The following is a 26,046-nucleotide window of genomic DNA, read 5'->3' as shown; positions in this document are numbered from 1 at the left end:
CGACATGACCCAGCACCTCGCTGCCCCTCTGACCGGCACGTCCGACGACGCCCCGGGCCACCGCCACGGCTGGTGGCGGGACGCGGTGATCTACCAGGTCTATCCACGCAGCTTCGCCGATGGCAACGGCGACGGAATGGGCGATCTCGACGGGGTACGCCGCCGCCTGCCGTACCTCAGGGACCTGGGCGTCGACGCCGTCTGGCTCAGCCCCTTCTACGCCTCCCCCCAGGCCGACGCGGGCTACGACGTCGCCGACTACCGGGCCATCGACCCGATGTTCGGCACCCTGCTGGACGCCGACGCGCTGATCCGGGACGCCCACGAGCTGAATCTGCGCGTCATCGTCGACCTCGTCCCCAACCACTCCTCCGACGCGCACGAGTGGTTCAAGCGCGCCCTGCGCGAGGGCCCCGGCTCCGCGCTGCGCGAGCGCTACCACTTCCGCCCGGGGAAGGGCGCGAACGGCGAACTCCCGCCCAACGACTGGGAGTCCATCTTCGGCGGCCCCGCCTGGACCAGGACCACCGACCCGGACGGCACCCCCGGCGACTGGTATCTGCATCTCTTCGCCCCCGAACAGCCCGACTTCAACTGGGACCACCCGGCCGTCGCCGACGAGTTCCGCTCGATCCTGCGCTTCTGGCTGGACATGGGCGTCGACGGCTTCCGCGTCGATGTCGCCCACGGTCTCGTCAAGGCCGAGGGGCTGCCCGACATCGGCGACACCGGACAGCTCAGGCTGCTCGACAGCGCCGACGGCGGCACGCCGTTCTTCGACCAGGACGGTGTGCACGAGATCTACCGGCAGTGGCGCAGGATCCTCGACGAGTACCCCGGCGAGCGGATCGCCGTCGCCGAGGCGTGGACCCCGACCGTCGAGCGCACCGCGAACTACGTACGCCCCGACGAACTGCACCAGGCGTTCAACTTCCAGTATCTGAGCACCTCATGGGTGGGTGCCGCGCTGCGCGAGGTCATCGATGTCTCGCTCGCCGCGATGCGCCCGGTCGGCGCCCCCGCCACCTGGGTGCTCTCCAACCACGATGTCACCCGGCACGCCACCCGCTTCGCGAGCCCGCCCGGCGGCGCCACCCAGACACGCGAGGCCGGCGACCGTACGCTCGGGCTGCGCCGGGCGCGCGCGGCGACCCTGCTGATGCTGGCCCTGCCCGGCTCCGCCTATGTCTACCAGGGCGAGGAACTCGGACTGCCCGACGTCACCGACCTGCCGGACGAGGCCCGGCAGGACCCGTCGTACTTCCGCGCGGACGGCCAGGACGGCTTCCGTGACGGCTGCCGGGTGCCCATCCCCTGGACGCGCGAGGGCAGTTCGTACGGCTTCGGCGGCGGGGGCAGCTGGCTGCCGCAGCCGGAGGGCTGGGGCGCGCTCAGCGTCGAGGCGCAGACCGGTGACCCCTCCTCCACCCTGGAGCTGTACCGGGCGGCGCTGGCCGCCCGCAAGGAGCACCCCGGTCTGGGCGCGGGTGACTCGGTGGAGTGGCTGGACGCGCCCGAAGGGCTGCTGGCCTTCGCCAGGCCCGGCTTCGTCTGCACGGTCAACACCACCGACACGGCGGTACGGATCCCCGCGCACGGCCGGGTGCTGGTGGCCAGCGGCCCGGTGTCCGTGCACGGCGCCGAGGCCGAACTGCCCGCCGACACCACGGTGTGGTGGACGGTGTGACCGACCTCCTGCCGCCGGGCGGCGACGGACAGCGGCTCACCGCCGGTACGCCGAGGCTCGCTGACATAGCGGGCCGGGCGTCGGTGAGTGAGGCGACCGTCAGCCGGGTCCTGAACGGCAGGCCGGGCGTCGCGGACACCACGCGGCAGCGGGTGCTCGCGGCGCTCGACACCCTCGGGCACGAGCAGTACGAGCGGTACGAGCGCGATGAACGGCAGCGGAGGCGCGAGCGGCCCGAGCGGCACGAACGGCCCGAGCGGCACGAGCGCCCGGGGCGCTCCGGGCGGGGGACGCGCTCCGGGCGGGGCGCGAAGCCGCGCGGCCCGAAGCCGCGCGGCGCCGGGCTGATCGGGCTGGTGACCCCCGAACTCACCAACCCGGTCTTCCCCGCCTTCGCCCAAGCCGTAGAACAGGTCCTGGCCGGGCACGGCCACACCCCGGTGCTCTGCACCCAGCTGCCCGGCGGCGCCACCGAGGACGAGTTGGTCGAACAGCTCGTGGAGCGGGGCGTCGGCGGCATCGTCTTCCTCTCCGGGCTGCACGCCGACACCTCGGCCGACCCGGCGCGCTACGCCGCGCTCGCCGCGCGCGGTGTGCCGCACGTACTGATCAACGGCTACAACGAGCGCGTCAGCGCGCCCTTCGTCTCGGCGGACGACCACGCGGCCGTACGGATGGCCGTCGGCCATCTCGCCGAGCTGGGACACCGCAGGATCGGGCTCGCGACCGGACCGCAGCGCTATGTACCGTCCCGGCGCAAGCGCGAGGGCTTCCTCGACGCGTCCGTCGGGCTGCTGGGGCTGGCCTGGAGCGAGGCCGAGGAACTGGTGTGTTCCACGCTGTTCGGCGTCGAGGGCGGTCAGGTCGCGGCGGACGCGCTGCTCGGGCTCGGCTGCACCGGCATCGTCTGCGCCAGCGATCTGATGGCGCTCGGTGTGGTGCGGGCTGCCCGGGGGCGCGGGCTCGCGGTGCCGTACGACATCTCGGTCGTGGGGTACGACGACTCGCGGTTGATCGCCTTCACCGACCCGCCGCTGACCACGGTCAGACAGCCGGTGCGCGCGATGGCCGCGGCGGCCGTCGCCGCGCTGCTGGAGGAGATGGCGGGCAGCCCCATGCAGCGCACCGAGTATGTCTTCCAGCCCGAGCTGGTGGTACGCGGCTCCACCGCGGGAGCGCGCGTACCCGGGCGCCACTGACCCTTTCCGCACCACCGTTCGTGCACAGAACCGCACCACCGTCACCCGCACCTCCCCCCACCAGTGTTGTTGGAGGAACCGAATGGCTCGCAGAACTCTGGCCGCCGCGCTCGCCCTCGTGGCGGGCGCCGCGGTCGCGCTCACGGTCCCCGCCGGGACCGCCCAGGCGGCGCCGCCCGGTGGCAAGGACGTCACCGCCGTACTGTTCGAGTGGCGCTTCGACTCCATAGCGAAGGCGTGCACGGACACCCTCGGCCCGGCCGGCTACGGCTATGTACAGGTCTCCCCGCCCCAGGAGCACATCCAGGGCGGCCAGTGGTGGACCTCGTACCAGCCCGTCAGCTACAAGATCGCCGGGCGGCTCGGTGACCGCGCCGCCTTCTCGACCATGGTGAATACCTGTCACGCGGCAGGCGTCAAGGTCGTCGCCGACGCCGTCATCAACCACATGGCGGCCGGTGACGGCACCGGCACCGGTGGCTCCTCGTACACGAAGTACAACTACCCCGGTATCTACTCGGGCTTCGACATGGACGACTGCCGCTCGCAGATCAGCAACTACGGCGACCGCGCCAACGTACAGAACTGCGAATTGGTCGGGCTCGCCGATCTGGACACCGGCGAGGAGTACGTACGCGGCCGGATCGCGGCGTATCTGAACGACCTGCTGTCGCTCGGCGTCGACGGCTTCCGGATCGACGCCGCCAAGCACATGCCGGCCGGTGATCTCGCCAACATCAAGAGCAGGCTGAGCAATCCGGGCGTCTACTGGAAGCAGGAGGCCATCTACGGCGCGGGCGAGGCCGTCTCGCCGAGCGAGTACCTCGGCAATGGTGACGTCCAGGAGTTCCGGTACGCCCGCGACCTCAAGCGGGTCTTCAACAACGAGAACCTCGCCTATCTGAAGAACTACGGCGAGGGCTGGGGCTATATGGAGTCGGGCAGGTCCGCCGTCTTCGTCGACAACCACGATACCGAGCGCGGCGGCGACACCCTCAGCTACAAGGACGGCGCGAACTACACGCTCGCCAATGTCTTCATGCTGGCCTGGCCGTACGGCTCGCCCGATGTGCACTCCGGCTACGAGTGGAGCGACAAGGACGCCGGTCCGCCCAACGGCGGTACGGTCAACGCCTGTTACAGCAACGGCTGGAAGTGCCAGCACGCCTGGCGCGAGATCTCCTCGATGGTCGCCTTCCGCAACACCACGCGCGGCCAGGCGGTCACCAACTGGTGGGACAACGGCGGCGACCAGATCGCCTTCGGCCGCGGCTCGGCGGGCTATGTGGCCATCAACCACGAGGGCTCCACGCTCACCCGCACCTTCCAGACCTCGCTGCCGGGTGGTACGTACTGCGATGTGCAGAACGGCAGGACGGTGACGGTGAACGGCTCGGGACAGTTCACGGCGACCCTCGGCTCGGACACCGCGGTCGCGCTGCACACCGGCGCCCGCACTTGCTGACCGCACTTGCTGACCGCACCTGCTGACCGCACGCGCTGACCGCACCTGTTGACCGCCGATCCGCGCTGAGCCGCTGACACAGCGGTCGGCGCACAGGAAACGGCCGTCCGGCGACCGCCTCCCCGCTCTCCGTCGCCGGACGGCCCCTTTCCCGTACCCGCGTATCCCCTGATCCCGCATATCCGAGGAGATCCCGCGTGAAACGCCCGTCCCCCCGAAGAACGGCCACCGCCGTCCTCGCCGCCGCCCTGTGCGCGGCGCTGGTGCCCGCCCCGCCCGTCGCCGCGTCGGTGGCCGAGCGGCCCGCCGTGTCCACGCCGCCCGCCCCGCCGTCGGACGCCCGGCTCGCCGCCGAGCCCGCCCGCCACGATCTGACCCGTGAGCAGTTCTACTTCGTCCTGCCCGACCGGTTCGCCAACGGTGACACGACCAACGACCGCGGCGGACTGACCGGTTCGCGGACCTCCACCGGATACGACCCCACCGACAAGGGCTTCTACCAGGGCGGCGACCTCAAGGGCCTGACCGACCGGCTCGACTACATCAAGGGGCTCGGCACCACCGCGATCTGGCTCGCGCCGATCTTCAAGAACAAGCCGGTGCAGGGCGAGGGGAAGGACGCCTCGGCCGGCTACCACGGTTACTGGATCACGGACTTCACCCAGGTCGACCCGCACTTCGGTACCAACGCCGAGCTGACGAAGCTGATCGACAAGGCCCATGACAAGGGCATGAAGGTCTTCTTCGACGTCATCACCAACCACACCGCGGACACCGTCGACTACGCGGAGAAGCAGTACGGCTACCGGCCCAAGGGCGCCTATCCGTATCTCGACAAGGACGGCCGCCCCTTCGACGATCGCGGCGACAGCGCGGGTGAGGGCCTCGCGAACGCCGACGCGGACTCCTTCCCGTACACCCCCGTCGTGCGTACGGGCGAGAAGAAGGTCCCGGCCTGGCTCAACGACCCGATGATGTACCACAACCGGGGCGACTCGACCTTCGCGGGCGAGAGCGCTGAGTACGGCGACTTCGCCGGGCTGGACGATCTGTGGACCGAGCGTCCCGAGGTCGTCTCCGGGATGGCGGAGATCTACGAGAAGTGGGTCCGCGACTTCGACATCGACGGCTTCCGCATCGACACCGTCAAACACGTCGATCTGGACTTCTGGACGCAGTGGGCCACGGCGCTCGACGCGTACGCGGCGAAGCGCGGCCGGGACGACTTCTTCATGTTCGGCGAGATCTACTCGTCGGACACCGCCGTCACCTCGCCGTATGTGACCCGGGGGCGGCTGGACGCCACACTCGACTTCCCGTTCCAGGACGCGGCGCGCGCCTACGCCTCGCAGGGCGCGTCGGCCGAGCGGCTGGCGAAGGTCTTCGCCGACGACTACCGCTACACCACCGACAAGGCCAACGCCTATGAACAGGTGACCTTCCTCGGCAACCACGACATGGGCAGGATCGGCACCTTCCTCGCCCAGGACAACCCGGGGGCCTCCGACACCGAGCTGGTGGACCGCGCCCGGCTCGCCAACGAGCTGATGTTCCTGTCCCGGGGCAACCCGGTGATCTACTACGGCGACGAGCAGGGCTTCACGGGCGCGGGCGGCGACAAGGACGCCCGCCAGACGCTCTTCGCCTCGAAGACCGCCGACTATCTGGACGACGAGCAGCTGGGCACGGACCGTACCCATGCCTCGGACGCCTATGACCCGGGGCACCCGCTGTACCGGTCGATCGCCGCGCTCTCGAAGCTCACCAAGGCCCACCCCGCGCTACGGGACGGAGTCCAGACGGAGCGGTACGCGAAGGATTCCGTCTACGCCTTCACCCGCACCGAATCCGGCACCGAATCCCGTACGGAGTCCCGCACCGAATCCCGCACCGAATCCCGTACCGACGCCAAGGCGCGCACCGAGTACGTCGTCGCCGTGAACAACGCCGCCGACGCCAAGAGCGTGGAGATCCCGGTCGGCTCGGCCGCGGGCACCGACTTCCGTACGCTGTACGGCGGTTCGGGCACCGACGCCGGTACAGGTAGCGGCGCGGGTACGGTACGCGCCGGGGACGGCGGCAGCGTCAAGGTGACCGTACCCGCGCTCTCCTCGCTCGTGCTGAGGGCCGCGAAGCCGCTGCCCGCCCCCGCCGCCGAGCCCGCGATCACCCTCAAGGCCCCGGCGCCCGGCGCCACCGGCACCGTCGAACTGACCGCGGACATCACCGGCGGACAGCTCAACCGGGTCGTCTTCGCCGCCCAGACCGGCGACGGGAAGTGGCGGACCCTCGGCACCGCCGACCACGCCCCGTACCGGGTCACCGACCACATCGACACCGCCGCCGGAACACCCCTGCGCTACAAGGCCGTTGTGATCGACAGCGCGGGCCGTACCGCGAGCGCGAGCGCCGCCTCGACGGCCGGGCAGACGCCCGCGCCCGAGCGGCCGAGCGCCGTCGAGCGCGACTACGCGGTCGTCCACTACCAGCGGCCCGACGGCGACTACGAGGGCTGGCGGCTCACCTCCGGCACCACGACCGCCGCGTTCACCGGCCGGGACGCCTATGGCGCCTTCGCCTGGATCAAGGTCCCCGAGGGTGCGTCGAGCATCCCGTACACCGTGGAGAAGCCCGGCGCACCGGACGAAGGACCGCGGCGCGCCATCGACCTCGCCCGCACCGGCGAGGTATGGATCACGCAGGGCGGGGACGGCCAGTCCGAGCAGGCGCCCGACGGCGCCTACCCGCCGCAGGACACCACGAAGGCGACCGTCCACTACCGCCGCGCGGACGGCGACTATGCCGGCTGGGGGCTGCACACCTGGACGGGCGCGGCCTCGCCGACCGACTGGTCGAAGCCGCTCCAGCCGGTACGGGAAGACGCGTACGGCGTGACCTTCGAGGTCCCGCTCGCCGCCGGTGCCACCTCGCTCAGCTACATCCTCCACAAGGGCGACGAGAAGGACCTGCCCACCGACCAGTCCCTGGACCTCGCGACCTACGGCAACGAGGTGTGGCTGCTCGCCGGACAGCCGAAGTACCTGCTGCCGCAGTTCGGTTCGGGACCGAGCCTCGACCTCTCCAAGGCCGAGGCCCAGTGGATCGACACCGACACCGTCGTCTGGAAGGTGAAGGCGACCGCCGCGACCAGCCAGCAGCTGGTGTACGCACGCGACGGCGGCATCACCGTCGAGGACGGCGCGCTGTCCGACGAGGGGCAGTGGCTGCGGCTCTCGCCCGCCGCGCTCACCGACGCGCAGCGGGCGGCGTACCCGCATCTCAAGGACTATCCGGCCTTCACCGTGGACGTACGCGACCGGGACAGGGTCCGCGAGTCGCTCTCCGGACAGCTGATCGCCACCCAGCGGGCCGCCAACGGCGCGCTGCTCGCGGCCACCGGCGTCCAGACACAGGGCGTCCTCGACGACCTCTACAGCGCACGGGCGGTCAAGGCGTCGCTCGGACCGGTCTTCACCGGCGGGCGTCCCGTCCTCTCCCTCTGGGCACCGACCGCGCACCGGGTCGCCCTCGAACTCGACGGCCGCACGGTCCCGATGAAGCGCGACCCGGCCTCCGGCGTCTGGTCCGTGACCGGCGAGCGGAGCTGGGCGGGCAGACCGTACCGGTACGCCGTGACCGTCTGGGCGCCGAGCGTCCAGAAGGTCGTCACCAACCTGGTCACCGACCCCTACTCGACCGCGCTCACCACCGACTCGGCCCGCAGCCTCGTGGTGGATCTGGCCGATCCGAAGCTGGCCCCCCAGGGCTGGTCCACGCTCAGGAAGCCCGCCGCCGTCCCGCCGCGCGACGCGCGGATCCAGGAGCTGCACATCCGCGACTTCTCGATCGCGGACCGCACCTCGGACCACCCCGGCCGGTATCTGGCCTTCACGGACCGCGGCTCCGACGGCATGAAGCGGCTGGCGCGGCTGGCGGATTCCGGTACGTCGTACGTCCATCTCCTGCCGGCCTTCGACATCGGCACGATCCCGGAGCGCGCCTCCGACCAGGCCACCCCCGGCTGTGACCTGAAGGTGTACGCGCCCGACTCGGCCGAACAGCAGGCGTGTGTGGCGCGGACCGCCGCGAAGGACGCGTACAACTGGGGCTACGACCCGCTGCACTACACCGTGCCGGAGGGCTCCTACGCCTCCGACCCGGAGGGGACCCGGCGTACGGTCGAGTTCCGGCGGATGGTGCAGTCGCTGAACGGCACCGGCCTGCGGACGGTCATGGACGTCGTCTACAACCACACCGTCGCGAGCGGACAGGCCGACAAGTCCGTCCTCGACAAGATCGTGCCTGGCTACTACCAGCGGCTGCTGGCGGACGGCTCCGTCGCCACCTCCACCTGCTGCGCCAACACGGCGCCCGAGAACGCCATGATGGGCAAGCTCGTCGTGGACTCGGTCGTCACCTGGGCCCGGGAGTACAAGGTCGATGGCTTCCGGTTCGACCTGATGGGCCACCACCCGAAGGCCAACATCCTCGCCGTACGGAAGGCGCTGGACGCGCTGACCGTCGCGAAGGACGGCGTCGACGGCAAGAAGATCATCCTCTACGGCGAGGGATGGAACTTCGGCGAGATCGCCGATGACGCCCGCTTCGTCCAGGCCACCCAGAAGAACATGGCGGGGACCGGCGTCGCGACCTTCTCCGACCGGGCCCGGGACGCGGTGCGCGGCGGCGGCCCCTTCGACGAGGACCCCGGCGTCCAGGGCTTCGCCTCCGGCCTCTACACCGAACCCAACTCCTCCGCCGCCAATGGCACGCCCGCCGAGCAGAAGGCCCGGCTGCTGCACTACCAGGACCTGATCAAGGTGGGGCTGACCGGAAGCCTCGCGGACTACACGTTCACCGACACCTCCGGGCGTACGGTCACCGGCTCCGAGGTCGACTACAACGGCGCTCCGGCCGGCTACGCGGCCGTCCCCGGCGACGCGCTGGCCTACGTGGACGCCCACGACAACGAATCCCTCTACGACGCGCTCGCCTTCAAGCTGCCGCCATCGGTCCCGGCCGCCGACCGGGCCAGGGCGCAGGTCCTCGCGATGGCGACCGCCACACTCTCCCAGGGCCCGGCCCTCTCCCAGGCGGGCACGGAACTGCTGCGCTCCAAGTCCCTGGACCGCAATTCGTACGACAGCGGGGACTGGTTCAACGCGATCCACTGGGACTGCCGCGACGGCAACGGCTTCGGCCGGGGACTGCCGCCCGCCGCCGACAACGAGGACAAGTGGCCTTATGCCAAGCCCCTGTTGACGGCTCCGGCGCTGACGCCCGGGTGCGCGCAGATCGACGGCGCCTCGGCGGCGTACCAGGATCTGCTGCGGATCCGCACCACGGAGCCGGTGTTCGGTCTCGCCTCCACGGACGCGGTCAGGTCCGCGCTGACCTTCCCGCTGTCGGGGCCCGACGAGACACCGGGCGTCATCACCATGCGGCTCGGTGAGCTGGTCGTGGTCTTCAACGCGACTCCGGAGGCGCGGGGCCAGCGGGTGGCGGAGCTGGCGGGGCGGCCGTACGCGCTGCACCGGATCCAGGCCGGGGGAGCGGACCGTACGGTCAAGGAGTCCCGTTACGACCGGAGTTCGGGGACGTTCACGGTGCCCGCGCGGACGGTGGCGGTCTTCGCGGCGCGGGGAGCGTGAGGGGTGTGAGGGGTGTGAGGGGTGTGAGCGGCTTGAGGGGCATGAGCGGCCTGAGCGACGTGAGGGGTGTGAGCGGGTTTATCTATCGAAGTGACCGAACAGAGTGCGCTCTCGGCTGCTTCTGACCGTTTCCCACCACGGGTGTCAGTGTGGGTGCCCAACTGGTCCAGACTGTCCCCGTGGTGGGGCACATTCCCGAAGAGACGACCAGCTTCGTAGGGCGCAGGACCGAACTGGTCCGCCTGGCACGCGCGTTCGAAGAACACCGGCTGATCACCCTGACCGGAAGCGCGGGCGTGGGCAAGAGCCGGCTGGCGGTGCGTGCCGCCGAGGGGGCGGGTGGCCGGTTCCCGGATGGTGTGTGGTGGGCGGATCTGTCGCCGTTGTACGACGAGAAGCTGTTGCTGGGGACGGTGTGTGATGCCGTCGGGCTCTCGGATCATTCGCTGCGTTCGCCGGTGGAGGCGTTGTGCGAGTGGCTGGCGGGGCGGCGGTTGCTGCTGGTGCTCGACTGCTGTGAGCGGATGGTGGCGGCGGTCGGGCATCTGGTCGGTGAGCTGCTGACGGCCGCACCCGGCCTGACCGTACTCGCCACCAGCCGGCAGCCGCTCGGGACGAGGGGCGAGCACTGCCTCGACATCCCGCCGCTCTCCCTGGAAGGGGACGACCAGGTCCTGCGGCTCTTCCGCGACCGGGCCGCCGACACCGCGCCCCAGATGTCCCTGGACGACCCGGGCACGGCCGCCGCGGCCGTCCAGATCTGTCATCGTCTCGAAGGTGTTCCGCTGGCGGTCGAACTGGCCTGTGCCCGGCTGGCCGATCACTCGGTGGAGCATGTCGCGGATCTGCTGACCAGCCGACTGGAAGTGCTGACCGACGAGACGGCCTGGCCCCGCCACCATCGCGCGCTGCGTACCGCGATCGGGTGGAGCCATGAGCTGTGTACCCCTCTCGAACGTCTGCTGTGGGCCAGGCTCTCCGTTTTCCGTGGCGACATCGGGGCGGCCGACGCGCGGGCGGTGTGCGCCGGAGGTCCGCTCGGTGCCGACGCGGTCACCGCCGCCCTGGCGGGACTCGTCGCCAAATCCGTGCTGCGCCAGGACGAGGGCGAGGACGGCCGTTACCGCATGCTCGACACGCTGCGCGAATACGGCGCCATGTGGCTCGGCGAACTCGGCGAGGAGAAGCTTCTCGCCGACCGGCACGCCGCGCACTTCGCCGAACTCGCGCGCCGCGCCCACGCCGGCTGGACCGGACCCGACCAGGTCGCCTGGTACCGGCGGATCACCGACACCCACCCCGATCTGTGCGCGGCGCTCAACCACCTTCTCGACGAGGACCCGGAAACGGCCGTGGAGATGGCGGGCCGCGTCGCCTTCTTCTGGAGCTGCTGCGGGCATCTGCACGAGGCCCGTATCTATCTGGAACACGCGCTCCACGCCCATCGTGCCACCGGCCCGCACCGTACCCGCGCCCTCTGGGCCCTCGGCGTCACCGTCATGCTCCAGGGCGACCACGAAGGCGCCCACCGCATCGGCGAACGGTGCACCGAGGCCGCCTGGCACGATCAGGACCCCGAATCGCTGCTCTCCGCCGGATATCTCGTCAGCCTCACCTGCCTGATGATGGGCCGCGCTCAGGCCGCGCACACCGTCGCCGAGCGCGCGCTGCGGGCCCGTCCGGGCCGCCCCTTCGACTCCCCGTCGCAGCTGCGCTGCCGGCTGGTCGTGGTCTTCTCGCTCACCGCGCTCGGCCGACTGGACGAGGCGCATACGGCCGCCACGGAGCTGCGCCGGGTCTGTCTGGCCCGCGGCGAGTGCTGGACCAGGGCCTACGCCGACTACCAGCTCGCGCTGGTGCATCTGCTCCAGGGCCGGCCCTACCAGGCGGAGGCGTTCGCCCGTTCGATGGTCAGTGGCAAGGAACAGCTGGGCGACAGCTTCGGCATCGCGCTCGGACTCGATCTGCTCGCCGCCGCGATCGCCGCCCAGGGCGACGGCGAACGGGCCGCGCACGCCTACGGCACCGGCCAGGCGTTCTGGCGCATGGTCGGCCATCCGCAGCGCGGCACCCCCGAACTCGCCCCGGTCCGCGCCGAGTGCGAACGGCAGGCGCGCGCCGCCGCCGGGAACCCCGTCTACGACGAGGCGTTCCACCGCGGACTCGTCGACGACGGCGCGAGCGGTCTCAGCCGCGCGCTCCAGGGCCATCTGCCGGACGCCTGAACCGGTCCGCCCGCGCGCGGGATTGGCCGTGCGACGGTATGAACTCGGCCGTACGGGCAATCCGTTGAGTATGACGTCCACCGACGCGCGCCAGGAGAAGCCCCGGAGCCGTACCCGGCTGTCCCGGTGGGGCAGGCCCCCGCTCGTACTCCTCGTCGTCGCCGCGCTGCTCTTCGCGGGCAGTCGGCTCGATCTGATACCCGGGTTCGGTGATCTCTTCGGCGAGGAGACCAACGACCGTACGGGACCCACCCTGCTCGAATCCATCCAGGACCTGGACCGGTACGAGGCGGCCTCCGGCAACTTCCAGGTGGTCGTCGACCTGGAGAAGGACACCAAGTACCTGCCGGACGCGATCCGCGGCACCCGCACCCTCTATGTGGGCGCGGGCACCGTCTCCTCCTACGTCGACTTCAGCGGCCTCGGCGAGAAGAACGTCCAGGTCAACGAGGAGCGCACGGCCGCCACCATCCAACTGCCGCACGCGCGGCTCGGCGAGCCCGCGCTCGACCCGAAGCGCTCGTACGCCGTGTCCAAGGAACGGGGGCTGCTCGACCGGCTCGGGGACCTCTTCTCCGACAACCCGGCCGACGAGCACGCCGTGAACATGCTCGCCGCCCGCCATATCGGCGACGCGGCCAAGGACAGCGAACTCACCGCGCGCGCCGAGAAGAACACCACCGGCATGCTCCGGGGCCTGCTGGGCTCCCTCGGCTTCACGGAGGTGAGGGTGGTCTACGCCTGAGGGGGACGCCGGGGTAAGTCCTGACCCGCCGTGCGGACAGCAGACGAAGCTCGGTACGCCGCCTTTTCAGTGCGGCCGCGCGGTCGCACCCGAGTACCGTTAGCAGCCGCTCACAGCTTCCGGACCATGACGGCATACAACGGGGAATCGTCGGAGGGCTTCGCCTCGCCTTCCTTGCTGTAGTTCCAGCGCTCATAGAGTGCCTGGACCTTGGGGTGCCCAGTGTCCACCAGGAGGGTAATCATGTCGGCCGGCACTGGTTCGAGCAGCGCGTCGTGTATCCGCTGTGCCCGTCCAGTGCCGCGCCACTTGGGAATAACCATGAGTTCGGACAGAGCAAACGCGGAGCCCTTGAGGTCAGAAGGACGCCGGTGCCCCTTCCACCATCCACCCGGCTTGAACTTCGAGCCGTAGGCGTAGCCAACCGGGCCGCCCTCCTCCCAGCCTGAGACGCACTGCCAGTCTTCCCGTGACGACCAGAGATCAACGAAATAGGAGAAGCGCTCACGCGAGTTGAACGGGTCCGGATCGTCGGCGTATGCCTCGTCGTGGATGTCCAGCAGCAAAGAACGTACATCCCGCGCGTCGGCGTGCGTGTAGCGCTTCAGATCCATTGGCCGGACTCCTCAATCCACTCGGCGACCTCAGGGGCCTTCGACCCCGAGGCTACGAGTACCTTGCGCGTCGCAGCCAGAGTGTTGGTCGTCCGCCGTGATCCGGACGACGGTGGCAGCAACGTGTACGCCTCCCGACTCGTTGCGCAAGCAAGTTCCAAATCCTCTTGCCTCGCCTGAGCGAGGGCCAAGTGAGCGGTATACAAGGCTCGATCACGGACTCTCCCTCCGGGGATAGCCGCAAGGCTGCGGTGCAGACAGTATTCGGCGCGTCCGTGATCCCCGAGTGCCGTCCATATGAACGAGGACAGAGCGTTGACTTCACTGCTGTCGTAGAAGCTGATCCACTCGGGACGCTGTAGGTGTGCACTTCGGGCAAAAGCCCGCTCAGCATCCGTGAGGGCGCGCAGAGCCTCGGATTGCCGCCGCATTCGCGCCAGTCCGTTGGCGCTGCGCATGTGCCCGAGAGAGGCATACAGCGGGTCTCGCCGTGAGATTGATGAGCGCTTCAAAGCCTCCGCGCCGGCGACGGCTTCAGCGTGGTTCTCCCGCTGGCTGGACGTCAGGGTCATGTGGTTCCAGACGTGATACATCGCCTGACTGCTCCGAGACAGGCCGGCGAAGGTCAGGGCCTGGCCGAGATGCGCGCGTGCCCGCTGCGGTGCGCTGGCATCGATCGAGGCGAAGGCGGCCGAGCTGATGACCTCTGCGGCGAGCCTATAGAGCATTTCCTGTACGCGAGTCGAGGTGGTGGATACGGCAAGAGCGGACTGGATTCGAGAAGCCAGCTCCACCGCCAGGTTCTCTACCTTCTGACTGTCACGTCCCGCATCGTCTCGCCTGAGGATGGCCACATAGTCCTGATGGAAGCGCCGGACATCGCTGATGCCCAGTCGTCCATGGCCGTTGGCACCCGAGGCCCCAACGGCCAAGACTGAACCGCTCGCCGCGGAGAGGAACGTACGACGGTGCACAGGATCTTCCTCCGATGGTGCACTGCTCTTCTTGCGCGGCACGAACCCTAGATCCTCGGCACGGGCGGAGAGAACCCGTTCCAGACACAGCCTGATCCGATCCTGGGGCCACTTTGTCTCGCCGCGTAGCCATCGGCGCACATCCGAGTCAGTGACGTTGCCAGGCTTCCCCGTCAGAAATTCGATCTCAACATTGATCTGACGTGCTAACTCGGCCTGACCGACGCCAAGTTCCGCAATCCGGAGTGCAAGTTGCCGGTTCCCCTGGGACATGTCCCCACGGTAGCTCTGAGCGACCTCGGGGACACGGGGGAAGGTAAAAATCACCGGGGTTGTGCGCTGGCGCCCCAGCCTGTTTCCCCTGTCCCGGATACCTCATCCGCCGTTGACTAAGCACCGCCAGACAGCAAGGGCTACGGAGGGAACAGACGGCATGGCGAAACAGAGCATCCCCACCTCTCAACCGTATGCGGTCGACCTGACGACGATCTCGCACACGGTGAAGCAGGCGCTCGAAATCCGTATCGCACTACCCGCGCGGGAGTGGACGGACATCACAACACTGAAGCTGCGCGGACACTTGGCCACGCTGATCGATGACGAAATCTGGCGCGTCGAGACCGCCCAGTCGCGGGCGCTACTCAAAGAGGCCCGAGAACTGCTCCGGGACGACGTCCGCCCCACGGAGACGACACCCCCCGGTTTCGCGTACGAACACATGCGGAGCTTGGCCCTGGCCACCCGTACGACTGTCGCCGTCTACCGGCTCCGTCACATGGATCGCGACAGGAAGAGGCGAGCCGTAGAGGGCAACCGGTGAGCCCGCGCGCGGAGCAGACCGCCTACGTGATGACCGTTGGCGCTCTCGGCTGCGCCCTCGTGCTGGCGGTGTGGCTCGGATGGTGAGCTACCAGGACTGGGTTCGTGCAACTCGCACGCCTTCCGACATGTTCGCCATTGATCTGGACCCCCAGTCGGTGCGGCTGGGGGATCACATCCTCCTTGAGGGCGTGTACTACCCGATCAGGGACATGAGAGGCGTCGGCTTCGGCGAGAAGCTGTTGATGCTCGATGGCCGCCCTCCCTGGCGCATGGCCGGCCCCCTCCGCATGTACCGGCCGAAGGAGCGCACGACGGCGGAGTTGGAGGAGGGCCCCACATGAGCATGGCCCTCGGCGAGGTCATGCCCCGGGAGGAGGCGGGCCGAACGCACGCCGCTGCCGCTCCGCCACCCTCTGAAGAAGGACTGGCCGAGTGATGGGGGTGGGTTCACAAGCTCAGTGCACAATCCAACAAGAAGGGTCATGACAGTGACAACGAGCATCGAAGCCACGTCGGTCGAGAAGACCGCTACTCGGCTCTTATGGCTGGACCTGACGCGGAGGTGCCAGCTCAACTGCACTCACTGCTACAACGCGTCGGGGCCTGACGGCACCCACGGGACCATGGCTCGCGAGGACTGGATCAGCGTCCTCGACCAAGCCGCCGCCTACGGAGTACGCAACATCCAGTTCATCGGTGGCGAGCCGACCATGCATCCGGATTTCACGGACCTGGTAGACCGTGCTTTGACCATCGGACTGAACGTCGAGGTCTACAGCAACCTGGTACATGTCTCAAAAGAATGCTGGGACATCTTCCAGCGCAACGGACTGAGTCTCGCGACGTCCTATTACTCGGGCCGCGCCGAGGAACATGAGGCGATGACCGGCCGCCGAAGCCACGAACGGACCCGGACCAACATCCAACGGGCCGTTGGCCTGGGCATCCCCCTTCGGGTCGGGATCATCAACAGTGTTGATGGGCAGCCGGTCACCGAGACACGGCGAGACCTTGAAGCTCTGGGCGTCCGCCGGATCAGCGTTGACGTCGTCCGTCCCTTCGGACGGGGCGCACAGGGGCAGGACCCGGATATGGCGAACCTCTGTGGCCGGTGTGGCGTCGGCAGGGCAGCCATCAGTCCCACTGGCGAAGTCTCTCCGTGTGTCTTCTCCGGCTGGATGAACGTCGGCAACGTCATGAGCACTCCGCTGGCCACTATCCTCGGCGGCGGCGCCATGAAACGGGCCAACACCGCCATCCGGGCTGAAGCTGGGGGTGACGATGATGACGACGACAATGACGATGAATGCAGCCCCGGCTTTCCGGGCAGTGAGTGCACCCCGAGGAATTGAAGGGCTCATGAATCGCAATGACCCGGGCTCGGGGTTCTGGACCCTGCTCCACCCGCACACGGGAGACCTCACTCACTTCCAGCCCACCTCGCGTGGGTTCAGCTCGGATGTCACAGCCCTGGTCGAGTGTGAGAAGGGCCGGTTCTTCGTCAAGGCCGTACGCAACCGACCTGGAGGCCGGCGCGACTCCATCCGCCGGGAAAGGCTGATCAACCCGGCCGTATGTCCCATCTCCCCGGCCATGCGATGGCACGCCGAAGATGACACGTGGTACGCGCTCGGCTTCGATTGGGTCGATGCACGGGGTTCTGACTTCGCTCCGGAGTCAGCGGATCTCCCCGCGATCGTTGACATCCTCAACCGGATCGGGGAACTGGATGTACCCGAGACAGCCCGAGACTGGCCGGAGACTCGTTGGGACCGCTTCGCCGTGGATGAGGCCGACGTCTCTCACTTCCGGGGTGAAGCGCTGCTCCACACCGATATCCACCCGAGCAATCTACTCATCGGAGATCGGGGCACGTGGGCGGTCGACTGGTCGTGGCCCACTCGCGGCGCGGCGTTCATCGACCCCGCCTGCCTGGTCGTGCAACTGATCTCGGCGGGACACAGTGCCGAGAGCGCCGAGTCCTGGGCGTCCCGCTGTGCGGCCTGGACGGACGCGGACCCGAAAGCGATCGATGCGTTCGCCGTTGCCACATTGCGCATGCATCGTGCCTTCGCTGAGCGCAAGCCCCATGCGTTGTGGCTCGGGGCCATGGTTGAGGCGGCCCAGTTGTGGGCCTCTCACCGGGGCGTGGCCGTGCGAGCAGTCCCCTGAGTCACATGAGAAGTAACCGGCCAACCCGCCTCGCGGTCTACACCTGGCCCCGCGGCGCGGGCAGCCCCGTGCTCAGCGTCATGAGCCGGCCCAGCAGATCGCCGAACGCGCCGTCGGCCGGCTCGTCGGCGACGATGCCCAGCAGGATCTTCGCCATCTCCTCGTCGTACGCCGCGCTCACGGCGGCCAGCGCGGCGAAGTCGTGCACCAGTTGCAACTCCAGCTCGGCGCGCGGGACCTGCCGCCCGTCCAGCCAGATCAGCGCCTTTGTCTCGGCCAGCGACACCCAGGACCGTATGACCAGCTCCAGCCGCGCGGGCGGGTTCCCGACCCCGAGATGGGCCAGGATCTGTTCGTACGCGGCCTGCCGCACCTCGTCGATCAGCGCGGTGGCCGTCGAGGAACCTACGGCGGGGCCGCCGCGCATCAGCGCGGAGAAGCCGGCGCCGTGCTCGTCGACGAAGTCGAAGAAGCGCCCCATGACCCGCAGCAGCCGCGCCCCGAGGGGCCCTTCGCGCGGCTCCAGGAAGCGGGTCGCCAGATCGTCGGCGGCGCGTCGCACGGCGGCCTCGTACAGGCTCTGCTTGCCGGGGAAGTAGTGGTAGACGAGCGGACGGGAGATACCGGCGGCGGCCGCGATCTCGTCGATCGAGACATCCTCGGGAGACCGGCGGCTGAACAGCTCAAGCGCCACGCCGATCAGCTGCTGCCTCCGCTCCTCCACGCCCATCCTGCGGCGCACCCCGGTCGTCATACGAACAGCCTAACGGGCGGCTCCCGGCGCATGTCCGTTACGCTCCGGACCATGAGCGCATCTGACCAGGACGAGGCCATGGACACGCCGGTACCTGAGCCCTACGACGGCGGACTGACGCCCCGTCAGGCACGGATGGCGCGGATCGCGTTGGCGTCGGTGCTGCTGGTCGGTCTCGCCGCGCTGCTGGCGGTCCGGCTCGCGGAACGGACCTCGGTCCTGGTGGTCGGGGTGTACGGGCTCGCGATGATCCTGTGCGGTGTGGTGATCGAACTGAGCCGCCACGGCCGTACGCGGCTGGGCACATGGCTGCTGGGCGTGGGTCTGGTGGCGGCGCTGGGAGCGGACTGGCTGCTGCTGCCGTGAGGTTGGGGCGCGGGCACGGGGGGTGACGGGGGGCGACGTCGTGGACGCCGCCGTCAGCGCAGCGAGTCCACCCGCGTCCCGTCCGGAGTCCTGCCGTACAGCTCGGCCCGCGCGCCCTCCTTCGCCCGTACCGCCAGCAGGTTCCCCCGCGCGCTGCCCCGCACGCCGCCCGACACCTCGACCGACTCCAGCCGGCCGCTCCCGGCGGCCAGCACGTACCACTCACCGCCCCGCGACTTCCACAGCACGCCCGCCAGCACCTGTGACCGCCGTCCCCCGCAGGCCGGTGAGTTCTCCGCCCGCGCGGCGACGGCCCCGGGCGCCGCGTTCTCCGACGGCGCCTGGAACTGCGCCAGCACCCGGCTTCCCGGGCCCCGCCAGGTCTCGGCGCGGGTGCAGAACCAGGTCGCGGTGCCGTTGGACTCGGGCAGTGTCTGCCGCGCGTACGGCCAGGAGTTCACGGACCGTACGCCGTGGGAGCGCAGCGCGGGCAGCAGACAGGCGGTCCTGGCCCAGGCGGCGCGGTCGGCCGGGGCCGACACATCGCCGGGGGCGGACGGCGGCCCCGATGTCAGCCGGGCGGGGGTCAGCTCGCCCAGGTCGGTGAGCAGCCGGTCCGTGGCGCGGGCGCCTGACGCCACGGCGTCGGCGTCGGCGTCCGTCTGCGCGGCGTTCGCGCCCGCGTCGCCCCCGTCCCCGTTCGCGTCGCCCCTGTCCCCGTTCGCGTCGCCGCCGCCGTCCCTGTTGGCGTCGTCGTCGCCGGGCCTCGCGCTGCCGTCGCGTACCGACAGCGTCTGCCAGGAGCGGCAGTCGGGGGCCATCGCCGGGCTCGCCATCGGGTCGGTCACCCCGTCCGCGTCGCGCCGCAGAGGCCGGGCGGGCCCCGACGCGTCGAGCAGATCGCGTACCGACGTACCGCGCACCCAAGGCGCGGTCAGATAGCGCACATCGCCGTCCGAGCGGCCGACGACCAGCGCCCCCGCCGCCGCGGCGTCCGCGCTGTCGACCCGCGCGAAGTCCAGGGCGGCCAGGCCCTCCCCGCCGCCCGCGGGCTCCGCGTAGCGCACCACCCGCAGGCCGTCGTGGAAGAGCACCACCCGCGCCGCGTCCACCTTCCCCGCGTACAGCAGCTGCGGCGATCCCATCGGCGGGCCCGAGGGGGTGGCGGGCGTCGCCGACACCTGTACGGAGGCGCCGGGCGCGGCCCAGGCCTTCAACGCCCGGCGCAGCAGCGCGCGGTCCTTGGCCAGCGGCCCGCGCGCGGGCCAGACGGAGAAGTCCGTACGGGCGGAGGTCTGCCACGCGGCGGGCGCGATCCGCCGCACCCTGGCCGGATCGAGGGCCGCCGCGAGGGCGGCGCCCCGGCCGTACGCGGGATCCCCGTCGTCCGGACCCCGGCCGCCGGGCAGCCCGAGGAGCGTCCCGCACACCAGCAGGGCCGCACCGGCGGCGAGCGCGGCCCTGCCGTACTGGCGGCGGCGCATCAGATCGGTGGGCCTGGCCTGGAGCGAGCACGGATCGAACTCGGGTGAGCGCAACAGCTCGACGGGGTCCGCCGTACCGATCCGCTGCTCGGCGGCCTCTGTCGCGTCGGTGAGGGCGCTCTCCGTGTCCTCGGCCCCTGCCGCGTGGAGCAGTCGGCGTACCTCCTCGTCGGTCAGCAGTTCCAGACCGCGCAGCACGAACGCCGCGCGAGCCGGTCCTGAGAGGGCGGAGAGCCGCTGGTCCAGGGCGAGTTCATCGGCGCCGCCCGAGCGCGGGAACAGCCGCAGTCCCCAGATGTGCGGCAGCAGCGGAGGCAGTTGGGCGCGCCTGGGCCGGGCGAGCCTGCGCAACGGCCGTCCGGCGTCGAGCGCCTGGCGCAGCACGCGCTCGCGTACGTACACGTACCCCGGGTTCCGCCCCGGCCCGGTCGGGGTCCGGCCGGCGGCCCATTCGGCCCCCACGGCCCCCCATGCCCCTTCGGCGTGGTTCTGCGCGGGGATCGCCGAGCGGCCGGAAGGCGCGGCCGTGCGCCCGCGCGGCAGCGAGCGCTGTACGAGCGCGTGCGCGGTCAGCACGCGCCGGTTGCGGCCGAGCGACGGCGGCAGCACGAGATACGCGAGGCGTACGAGACGCGTGTAGTGCTCGACGAGAGCCGCCTCGGCCTGCTCGACGCCGGGGGCGCCGGGGGCGGTGAGGGGAGCCGCGTCGGACACGGACGTATCCGCGGGAGCGGCTGCGGAGGTGGCGGTCGGGGCGGCGTCGGCGCTGTGTGGGGGCACGTTGAGCAGAACGAGCGATTGGTCCGATGGTCACCCCGGAATCCGGCCGTTCCGCCGCGCGGCAACCGGGTGTCGGGGACGATGGGCGCATGCGTACAGAACGATCCCTGGTGGTGCTCGCGGCCCTGGCCCTGGCGCTGACGGCGGGCTGCGGCGGCAACGACGAAAAGGCTCCCACGACGCCGGACACGGCGACGGGGAGCCTCGAACAGATCGCCTCGAAGGTGGAGTGCGAGCCGAACATCCAGACCGACGCCGACGAGCTGCGGCAGGGCAACTGCACGACGGACGACGGGAAGTACGTGCTGGTCACCTTCGCCACCGACCGCGGTCTGCGCGAGTGGATCAACGAGGCCAAGGACTACGGCGGTACGTATCTCGTCGGCAGGAAATGGCTCGCGGTCGGTGACGAGAAGGTGGTGACGGCGCTGCGCGGCCGGCTCGGCGGGACCGTGGAGGCCGGCTCGTCGCACCACTCAGGGGGAAGTGGTGCCGGTGGGGGAGACGAGGAGCACTCCGGTCACCGCACGAACTGACCGCGCAGCGCGGATGTGGGGGACATGCCCAGCGGGGGGGAGGGGGGCGGGCAGGCGCTTACGCGCCCTGCCTCACCTGCATGTGCGTCCGCCGTTGACGCAGCTCACGACCTTCTTCATCAGGTTGTCGTCGAAGACGTTGATGAAGTCGCCGTGATCGGTGATGGGCTTGTGCAGCTGCTCCGGGAAGGAGTCCAGGGCGAAGCCGGGCCCCGGCGGTATGTCGTACACCACCCGCTGCTGGAGCTGGGGGATCGCCTTGAACCCGTTCTGGCAGCGGCCGTTGCGATCGGCGAACGCCACATGCGTGCGGTGGTTGGCGCTGTCCGCGTTCTGGCCGTCCCAGCAGCTCTGGAACTTGAAGGTGCGGACCACCTGGCTGCCCTCGGGGCAGATCGGGTATTTGTCCTTGAGCTGGCGGTTCTCGAATCCGGTGCAGCTCCATGAGGCATTCGCATTGGCATCACCATTGGTGAATGCCTTGGCGTCGCCGGTGATGATCCGAAGGAACCGCGGCATGGCGGTGACCTTGGACTTCGGACTGCCGGCGAATGTCAGGGTCACCTGGGAAGGCGTCTGGATCTCACCGACATTCCCTTCCTTGCCGCCGCCGTCCACATTGGCGTCGTCCTCGTCCTGGCCGTTCTGAAGGCGCAGCACCGGCCAGTAATAAGTGGACTTGTCGCCCTGATTGCGGCAGCTGGTCGCACCGGCCGCGAGGGAGTCGTCGGTCGCGAACGCGTCATTGGCCTGGTTGCCGACATAGTCGTGCATATGGTGTGCGCCATTGCTCACACCTGGGGCGACGATGACATTGTCCGAATTGAACTTCCCGGCCGCGTTGACCCCGCAGTCGGTGGTGAAGGTGCCCTTCGAGCCGCCGCGGGCGGTCCTGACTTTCTGGACATTGGGCCGGACGGTGGTGATGTCGACGAAATCGGAGGCCTCGGGGCCGTTGCCGGCCTGGCCGCCACCGGTCTGACCGTCGCCGTCCTGCCCGCCGTCCTGCCCGCCGTCCTGCCCGCCGTCCTGCCCGCCGTCCTGCTCGCCGTTCTGCCCATCGCCCTGGCCGCCGTCCTGGCCCGGCCGACCGCCGTCCTGCCCGCCGTCCTGGCCCGGTTGGCCCCCGTTCTGGCCCTGGCCGCCCTGACCCCCGTTCTGGCCGCCCTGACCGGGGGCGGTGCCGCCGGCCCGCAAGGTGCAGGGCGCGAGACCCTCCAGCCCCTGCGGACGCTCCGCCACCCTGCCGATCGAGAGGGCGATCCGCTCAAGCGTGGCCGTTCGCTTGTCCTTCAGCGGATTGAGAACGGCATTGTCGGCGAATCCCGGATCCCGCTCGATCTGGGCCTTCTCATCGGCGAATCGTTTGTACGCCTCGGTGATCTGGCTGTCGATGAGGGCGAGATTCCGGTCGACCTCGGAACGCGCCGCTTCCGGCACGTTCGCCAACTGGTCCTGGGTCGCCACATCCGGGCAGTCGATCGTCGACATCGACTGCCTCACATTCTGGGTCCTGGGGGCGGACCGGTTGGCGTCGCCCTCACCCGCGGATGCGTAGACATTGACCGCTACCAGCCCACCCCCGCCCAGGAGCAAGGCAGCCGTGGCGACAATCGCCCGGTTTGCCAGTGTGGAGCGTTTTCTCGATGTGCGTGGCATGGAACTCCTCAAGCTTCGTCGCCGGTTACGGGAAAGCGCGGCAGGGGAGAAGCGAAGCGCTCCGTTCCATACGGACCCGGGCCGGTGGGTGTTCAGCGGCCGGGGGAATTCATGGAAATCTCCAGCGTCAAACCGGGCGGATGCCCCTCAATCACCTGCCGTGGTCCAGATAGGCGAGAACCGCCAGCACCCGGCGGTTGTCGTCGTCCGACACCGGCAGATCCAGCTTGGCGAAGATGTTCGAGGTGTGCTTGGCCACCGCCCGCTCCGTGACGACGAGTTGGGCGGCGATGGCGGCGTTCGAGCGGCCCTGCGCCACCAGCTCCATCACCTCGCGCTCACGCGGGGTCAGCCCGCCGATCGGCTTGTCCTGTGCCCGCCGGGAGAGCAACTGCGAGATCACCTGCGGATCCATCGCCGTACCACCCGCCGCGACCCGGCGTACGGCGTCGATGAACTGGTCCGCGTCGAAGACCCGGTCCTTCAGCAGATATCCGATGCCGCCGTTGCCGTCCGCGAGCAGCTCGCGCGCGTACAACTGCTCGACATGCTGGGACAGTACGAGGACCGGCAGGCCGGGCCGGGCGCGGCGCGCCGCGAGCGCGCACTGGAGGCCCTCGTCCGTATGGGACGGCGGAAGCCGGACGTCGACCACCGCGACATCCGGCTCCAACTCCGCCAGGGCCTTGGTCAGTTCCGGCCCGCTCTCCACCGCCGCCAGGATCTCGAAGTCGTACGCCTCCAGCATGCGGACCAGACCGTCGCGCAGCAGGAAGAGATCTTCGGCTAGGACAACTCGCAAGGGATCTCCATGGTGACCATGGTGGGACCGCCCGCTGGACTGCTGACGGCCAGGACGCCGTCGAATGTACCGAGTCGGCGTTCGAGCCCGCTCAGCCCCGAGCCGGTACCGACCGTCGCACCCCCGCCGCCGTTGTCCGTGACGGCGATCCGCAGCATCCCCCCGGAGTGCGAGACATCGACCCACACCCGGTCGGCGCCCGCGTGCTTGACCACATTGGCCAGCGCCTCGCTCACCGCGAAGTACGCCGCCGACTCGACCGGGGCGGCGGCCCGGCCCGCCAGCTCCACCTGCACCTCGGTCCGCACCGGCAGCCGCAGCGCCAGCGCCTTCACGGCGTCCCCGAGACCGCGCTCGGCCAGCACGGGCGGATGGATGCCCCGTACGAGATCGCGCAGCTCGGTGAGCGCCTCCGCGGAGGACTGCCGGGCCTTGCCGATCAGCGCCTTGGCCCTGGCCGGGTCCTTCTCGATGAGCGCTTCTACGGTGCCCAGATCCATGCCCACGGCGACCAGCCTGGCCTGCGCCCCGTCGTGCAGATCGCGCTCGATACGGCGCAGTTCGGCGGCGGAGGTGTCCACCGCGTCGTGCCGGGACTCGGTGAGCCGTTCGATCCGCAGCGCCATCTCCTGGTCGCTGCCGGGGGCGAGGAGCACCTTGGCCAGCAGGAAGTGGCTGCGCAGCAGATCCGCGTTGTAGCGCAGCCCGAGTCCGAGCAGCACCGCGCCGAGACCCGCCGCGGCGAGTCCGCTCAACTGGCTGCTGACCGGTATGAACGCGTACCAGTACCGGTTGTCCTCGAACGCCCGCCACAGGCCCGCGGCGAGTACGAAACCCTCCACCGCGTAGAGGAGCAGGGCGCAGGACAGGATGGCGGTGAAGAAGCCCGCCGTCATGTCGACCAGCAGCCACTGGAGATCGCGCCAGGTGGCCGGGTCCTTCAGCATCAGGGAGCAGCGCTTCACCGGGCCGGTGACGCCGCCGCGCGGATCGGCGGGGAAGGGCCGGTACGGGACCGGGATCCGTACGCCCGACCACCGCGAGGCCAGCAGCCGGCGCTGATTGGCATGGGCCCTGACCATCGTCAGCACCCAGGGGGTGGTGAAGATCCCGAAGCCCAGCAGGATGAAGGCGAGGGAGAGCATCGTCAGCACGAAGAGTGTGATCGATCCGGCGAGCGAGACGACCGACAGCATCAGCCCCCGCCCGGCCGACACCAGCGGGCCCGGCCTTTTCGTCATGCTGTCCATGGCGTACTTCTCTCCCTCGCGGCCGACGGGCCCGACGCCCTCCCGGCGGTCCGACCACCGGACCTGGCACCAGTCTGACCGGCGCGGTTCCGCGACGGCAGCCGGTCGGCCCCCGGTCCGGGGTGGTGCTGGATACACCCCGGCGGCGTACCGGGATTGTCAGTGGTGGCTGGCACGATCGGTGCAACGGGATGAGCGTGATGGGGAACGACCAGGGGGCACACCATGGGCACGTGGGACACCGGCCACTTCGACAACGACGCCGCGGTGGACTTCTCGGCGGACCTGGACGAAGTGACCGTCGAGCGGCGTACGGAGATCGTGCGGGCCGCGCTGCTGCGTGTGGTCGGCGGGGATGGCGGGGATGGTGGGGATGGTGGGGAGGGCGGCGGAGGTGGCGCGGGCGGTCCGCTCGACGGTGACGCGGGGGCGGTCGCGGTCGCCGCGGCCGCGCTGGTCGCGGAGCAGTGCCCCGGCGGGCCGCCCGTGGAATCGGTGTACGGCCCGGAGGAGCCACTGCCCCGGCTTCCCGAGGAGTTGAGGGAGCTCGCGGTCCTGGCGCTGGACCGGGTGAGCGAGGCGGGGTCCGAAGTGCGCGACCGCTGGGTCAGGGCGGACGGCGAGTACGGCGCGTGGCACCACGGAGTCGCCGAGCTGCGGGGCGCGTTGACGGCGGCGATAGCGGGACGGGGGGCCGACGGCGGCTGACGGGGCGGACGGCGCTATGTGTCAGACGGGGCCTGGGCGCGGCCCTATGTGTCAGACGGGGCCTAGATGAGTAAGTCCGAAGTTTTCGGGTGCATGAAGCGAGGGTCTCGTTAGTCCGTTTGTGACGACAGACCTCGAAACCCTCGCGATTGC

The 26,046-nt window shown here is 70.0% G+C and carries 19 protein-coding genes and 1 pseudogene; 13 read left to right on the top strand and 7 right to left on the bottom strand.

Annotation, left to right across the window (positions count from 1 at the left end; all coding sequences use genetic code 11):
- Positions 1–4: 4 nt before the first annotated feature.
- From ABTZ59_RS30200 to ABTZ59_RS30175, 6 genes and pseudogenes are all read left to right on the top strand, one after another.
- On the top strand, positions 5–1,687 hold the full coding sequence (locus tag ABTZ59_RS30200) for a glycoside hydrolase family 13 protein (protein ID WP_351420081.1): 1,683 nt from the start codon (positions 5–7) through the stop codon (positions 1,685–1,687).
- The gene (locus ABTZ59_RS30195; RefSeq protein WP_503003781.1) at positions 1,672–2,886 is read left to right on the top strand and encodes a LacI family DNA-binding transcriptional regulator; all 1,215 of its coding nucleotides are present in this window, start codon (positions 1,672–1,674) and stop codon (positions 2,884–2,886) included. The genes ABTZ59_RS30200 and ABTZ59_RS30195 overlap by 16 nt, the downstream gene beginning before the upstream one ends.
- 82 nt (positions 2,887–2,968) lie before the next feature.
- A pseudogene (locus tag ABTZ59_RS30190) lies at positions 2,969–4,348 on the top strand (alpha-amylase); the annotation flags it as partial.
- 200 nt (positions 4,349–4,548) lie between these two features.
- Positions 4,549–10,002, top strand: coding sequence for a pullulanase-type alpha-1,6-glucosidase (gene pulA, locus ABTZ59_RS30185; protein WP_351420074.1), 5,454 nt, complete (start codon positions 4,549–4,551; stop codon positions 10,000–10,002).
- Between the two features lie 182 nt (positions 10,003–10,184).
- Positions 10,185–12,227: an ATP-binding protein gene (locus tag ABTZ59_RS30180; protein ID WP_351420169.1), complete on the top strand. Its 2,043-nt coding sequence runs from the start codon at positions 10,185–10,187 to the stop codon at positions 12,225–12,227.
- 70 nt (positions 12,228–12,297) lie between these two features.
- A complete protein-coding gene (locus ABTZ59_RS30175; protein WP_351420166.1) occupies positions 12,298–12,972 on the top strand; it encodes a DUF4230 domain-containing protein in 675 nt (224 codons plus the stop codon).
- A 110-nt stretch (positions 12,973–13,082) separates the two neighbouring features.
- On the opposite strand, the gene ABTZ59_RS30170 is transcribed toward ABTZ59_RS30175, so the two are convergent.
- Both ABTZ59_RS30170 and ABTZ59_RS30165 read right to left on the bottom strand, forming a co-directional pair.
- Positions 13,083–13,586, bottom strand: coding sequence for a GNAT family N-acetyltransferase (locus ABTZ59_RS30170; protein ID WP_351420070.1), 504 nt, complete (start codon positions 13,584–13,586; stop codon positions 13,083–13,085).
- Positions 13,577–14,833, bottom strand: coding sequence for an NsdA family TPR-like regulatory protein (locus ABTZ59_RS30165; RefSeq protein ID WP_351420068.1), 1,257 nt, complete (start codon positions 14,831–14,833; stop codon positions 13,577–13,579). Before ABTZ59_RS30165 ends, ABTZ59_RS30170 begins: the two co-directional genes overlap by 10 nt.
- 160 nt (positions 14,834–14,993) lie before the next feature.
- Here ABTZ59_RS30165 and ABTZ59_RS30160 point away from each other — a divergent pair, with 160 nt between their 5' ends.
- From ABTZ59_RS30160 to ABTZ59_RS30145, 4 genes are all read left to right on the top strand, one after another.
- On the top strand, positions 14,994–15,380 hold the full coding sequence (locus tag ABTZ59_RS30160) for a DUF6415 family natural product biosynthesis protein (protein ID WP_351420066.1): 387 nt from the start codon (positions 14,994–14,996) through the stop codon (positions 15,378–15,380).
- A gap of 127 nt (positions 15,381–15,507) precedes the next feature.
- Positions 15,508–15,723, top strand: coding sequence for a hypothetical protein (locus ABTZ59_RS30155; RefSeq protein WP_351420063.1), 216 nt, complete (start codon positions 15,508–15,510; stop codon positions 15,721–15,723).
- 141 nt (positions 15,724–15,864) lie between these two features.
- A complete protein-coding gene (locus ABTZ59_RS30150) occupies positions 15,865–16,734 on the top strand; it encodes a radical SAM/SPASM domain-containing protein (RefSeq protein WP_351420061.1) in 870 nt (289 codons plus the stop codon).
- A gap of 7 nt (positions 16,735–16,741) precedes the next feature.
- Positions 16,742–17,554 carry a phosphotransferase gene (locus tag ABTZ59_RS30145; RefSeq protein ID WP_351420057.1) on the top strand — a complete coding sequence of 271 codons (813 nt, stop codon included), beginning with the start codon at positions 16,742–16,744 and terminating at the stop codon, positions 17,552–17,554.
- Between the two features lie 37 nt (positions 17,555–17,591).
- On the opposite strand, the gene ABTZ59_RS30140 is transcribed toward ABTZ59_RS30145, so the two are convergent.
- Complete coding sequence (locus tag ABTZ59_RS30140) at positions 17,592–18,308, bottom strand: TetR/AcrR family transcriptional regulator (protein ID WP_351420054.1); 717 nt, start codon at positions 18,306–18,308, stop codon at positions 17,592–17,594.
- A gap of 51 nt (positions 18,309–18,359) precedes the next feature.
- Here ABTZ59_RS30140 and ABTZ59_RS30135 point away from each other — a divergent pair, with 51 nt between their 5' ends.
- Positions 18,360–18,674, top strand: a complete 315-nt coding sequence (locus ABTZ59_RS30135; RefSeq protein ID WP_351420052.1) for a hypothetical protein — start codon at positions 18,360–18,362, stop codon at positions 18,672–18,674.
- Positions 18,675–18,727: 53 nt separating this feature from the next.
- On the opposite strand, the gene ABTZ59_RS30130 is transcribed toward ABTZ59_RS30135, so the two are convergent.
- Complete coding sequence (locus ABTZ59_RS30130; protein WP_351420163.1) at positions 18,728–20,872, bottom strand: hypothetical protein; 2,145 nt, start codon at positions 20,870–20,872, stop codon at positions 18,728–18,730.
- Between the two features lie 155 nt (positions 20,873–21,027).
- Between ABTZ59_RS30130 and ABTZ59_RS30125 the strand changes: the two genes are divergently transcribed.
- Positions 21,028–21,474, top strand: coding sequence for a hypothetical protein (locus ABTZ59_RS30125; RefSeq protein ID WP_351420050.1), 447 nt, complete (start codon positions 21,028–21,030; stop codon positions 21,472–21,474).
- Positions 21,475–21,546: 72 nt separating this feature from the next.
- On the opposite strand, the gene ABTZ59_RS30120 is transcribed toward ABTZ59_RS30125, so the two are convergent.
- The 3 genes from ABTZ59_RS30120 to ABTZ59_RS30110 form a co-directional block, all read right to left on the bottom strand.
- A complete protein-coding gene (locus tag ABTZ59_RS30120; RefSeq protein ID WP_351420047.1) occupies positions 21,547–23,133 on the bottom strand; it encodes a DUF1996 domain-containing protein in 1,587 nt (528 codons plus the stop codon).
- 151 nt (positions 23,134–23,284) lie between these two features.
- Positions 23,285–23,935, bottom strand: coding sequence for a LuxR C-terminal-related transcriptional regulator (locus ABTZ59_RS30115; protein WP_351420044.1), 651 nt, complete (start codon positions 23,933–23,935; stop codon positions 23,285–23,287).
- Positions 23,920–25,185 carry a sensor histidine kinase gene (locus ABTZ59_RS30110; protein ID WP_351420041.1) on the bottom strand — a complete coding sequence of 422 codons (1,266 nt, stop codon included), beginning with the start codon at positions 25,183–25,185 and terminating at the stop codon, positions 23,920–23,922. The genes ABTZ59_RS30115 and ABTZ59_RS30110 overlap by 16 nt, the downstream gene beginning before the upstream one ends.
- 225 nt (positions 25,186–25,410) lie before the next feature.
- Between ABTZ59_RS30110 and ABTZ59_RS30105 the strand changes: the two genes are divergently transcribed.
- Entirely contained in the window at positions 25,411–25,893 is a 483-nt protein-coding gene (locus ABTZ59_RS30105; RefSeq protein WP_351420039.1) for a DUF4259 domain-containing protein, read from the top strand.
- The last annotated feature ends 153 nt before the right edge of the window (positions 25,894–26,046 follow it).

It is taken from the genome of Streptomyces sp. NPDC094034 (assembly GCF_040303865.1).
Lineage (GTDB): Bacteria > Actinomycetota > Actinomycetes > Streptomycetales > Streptomycetaceae > Streptomyces.
The sequence above is the reverse complement of the archived record's forward strand: the minus strand, read 5'-3'. Positions and strand labels throughout refer to the sequence as shown.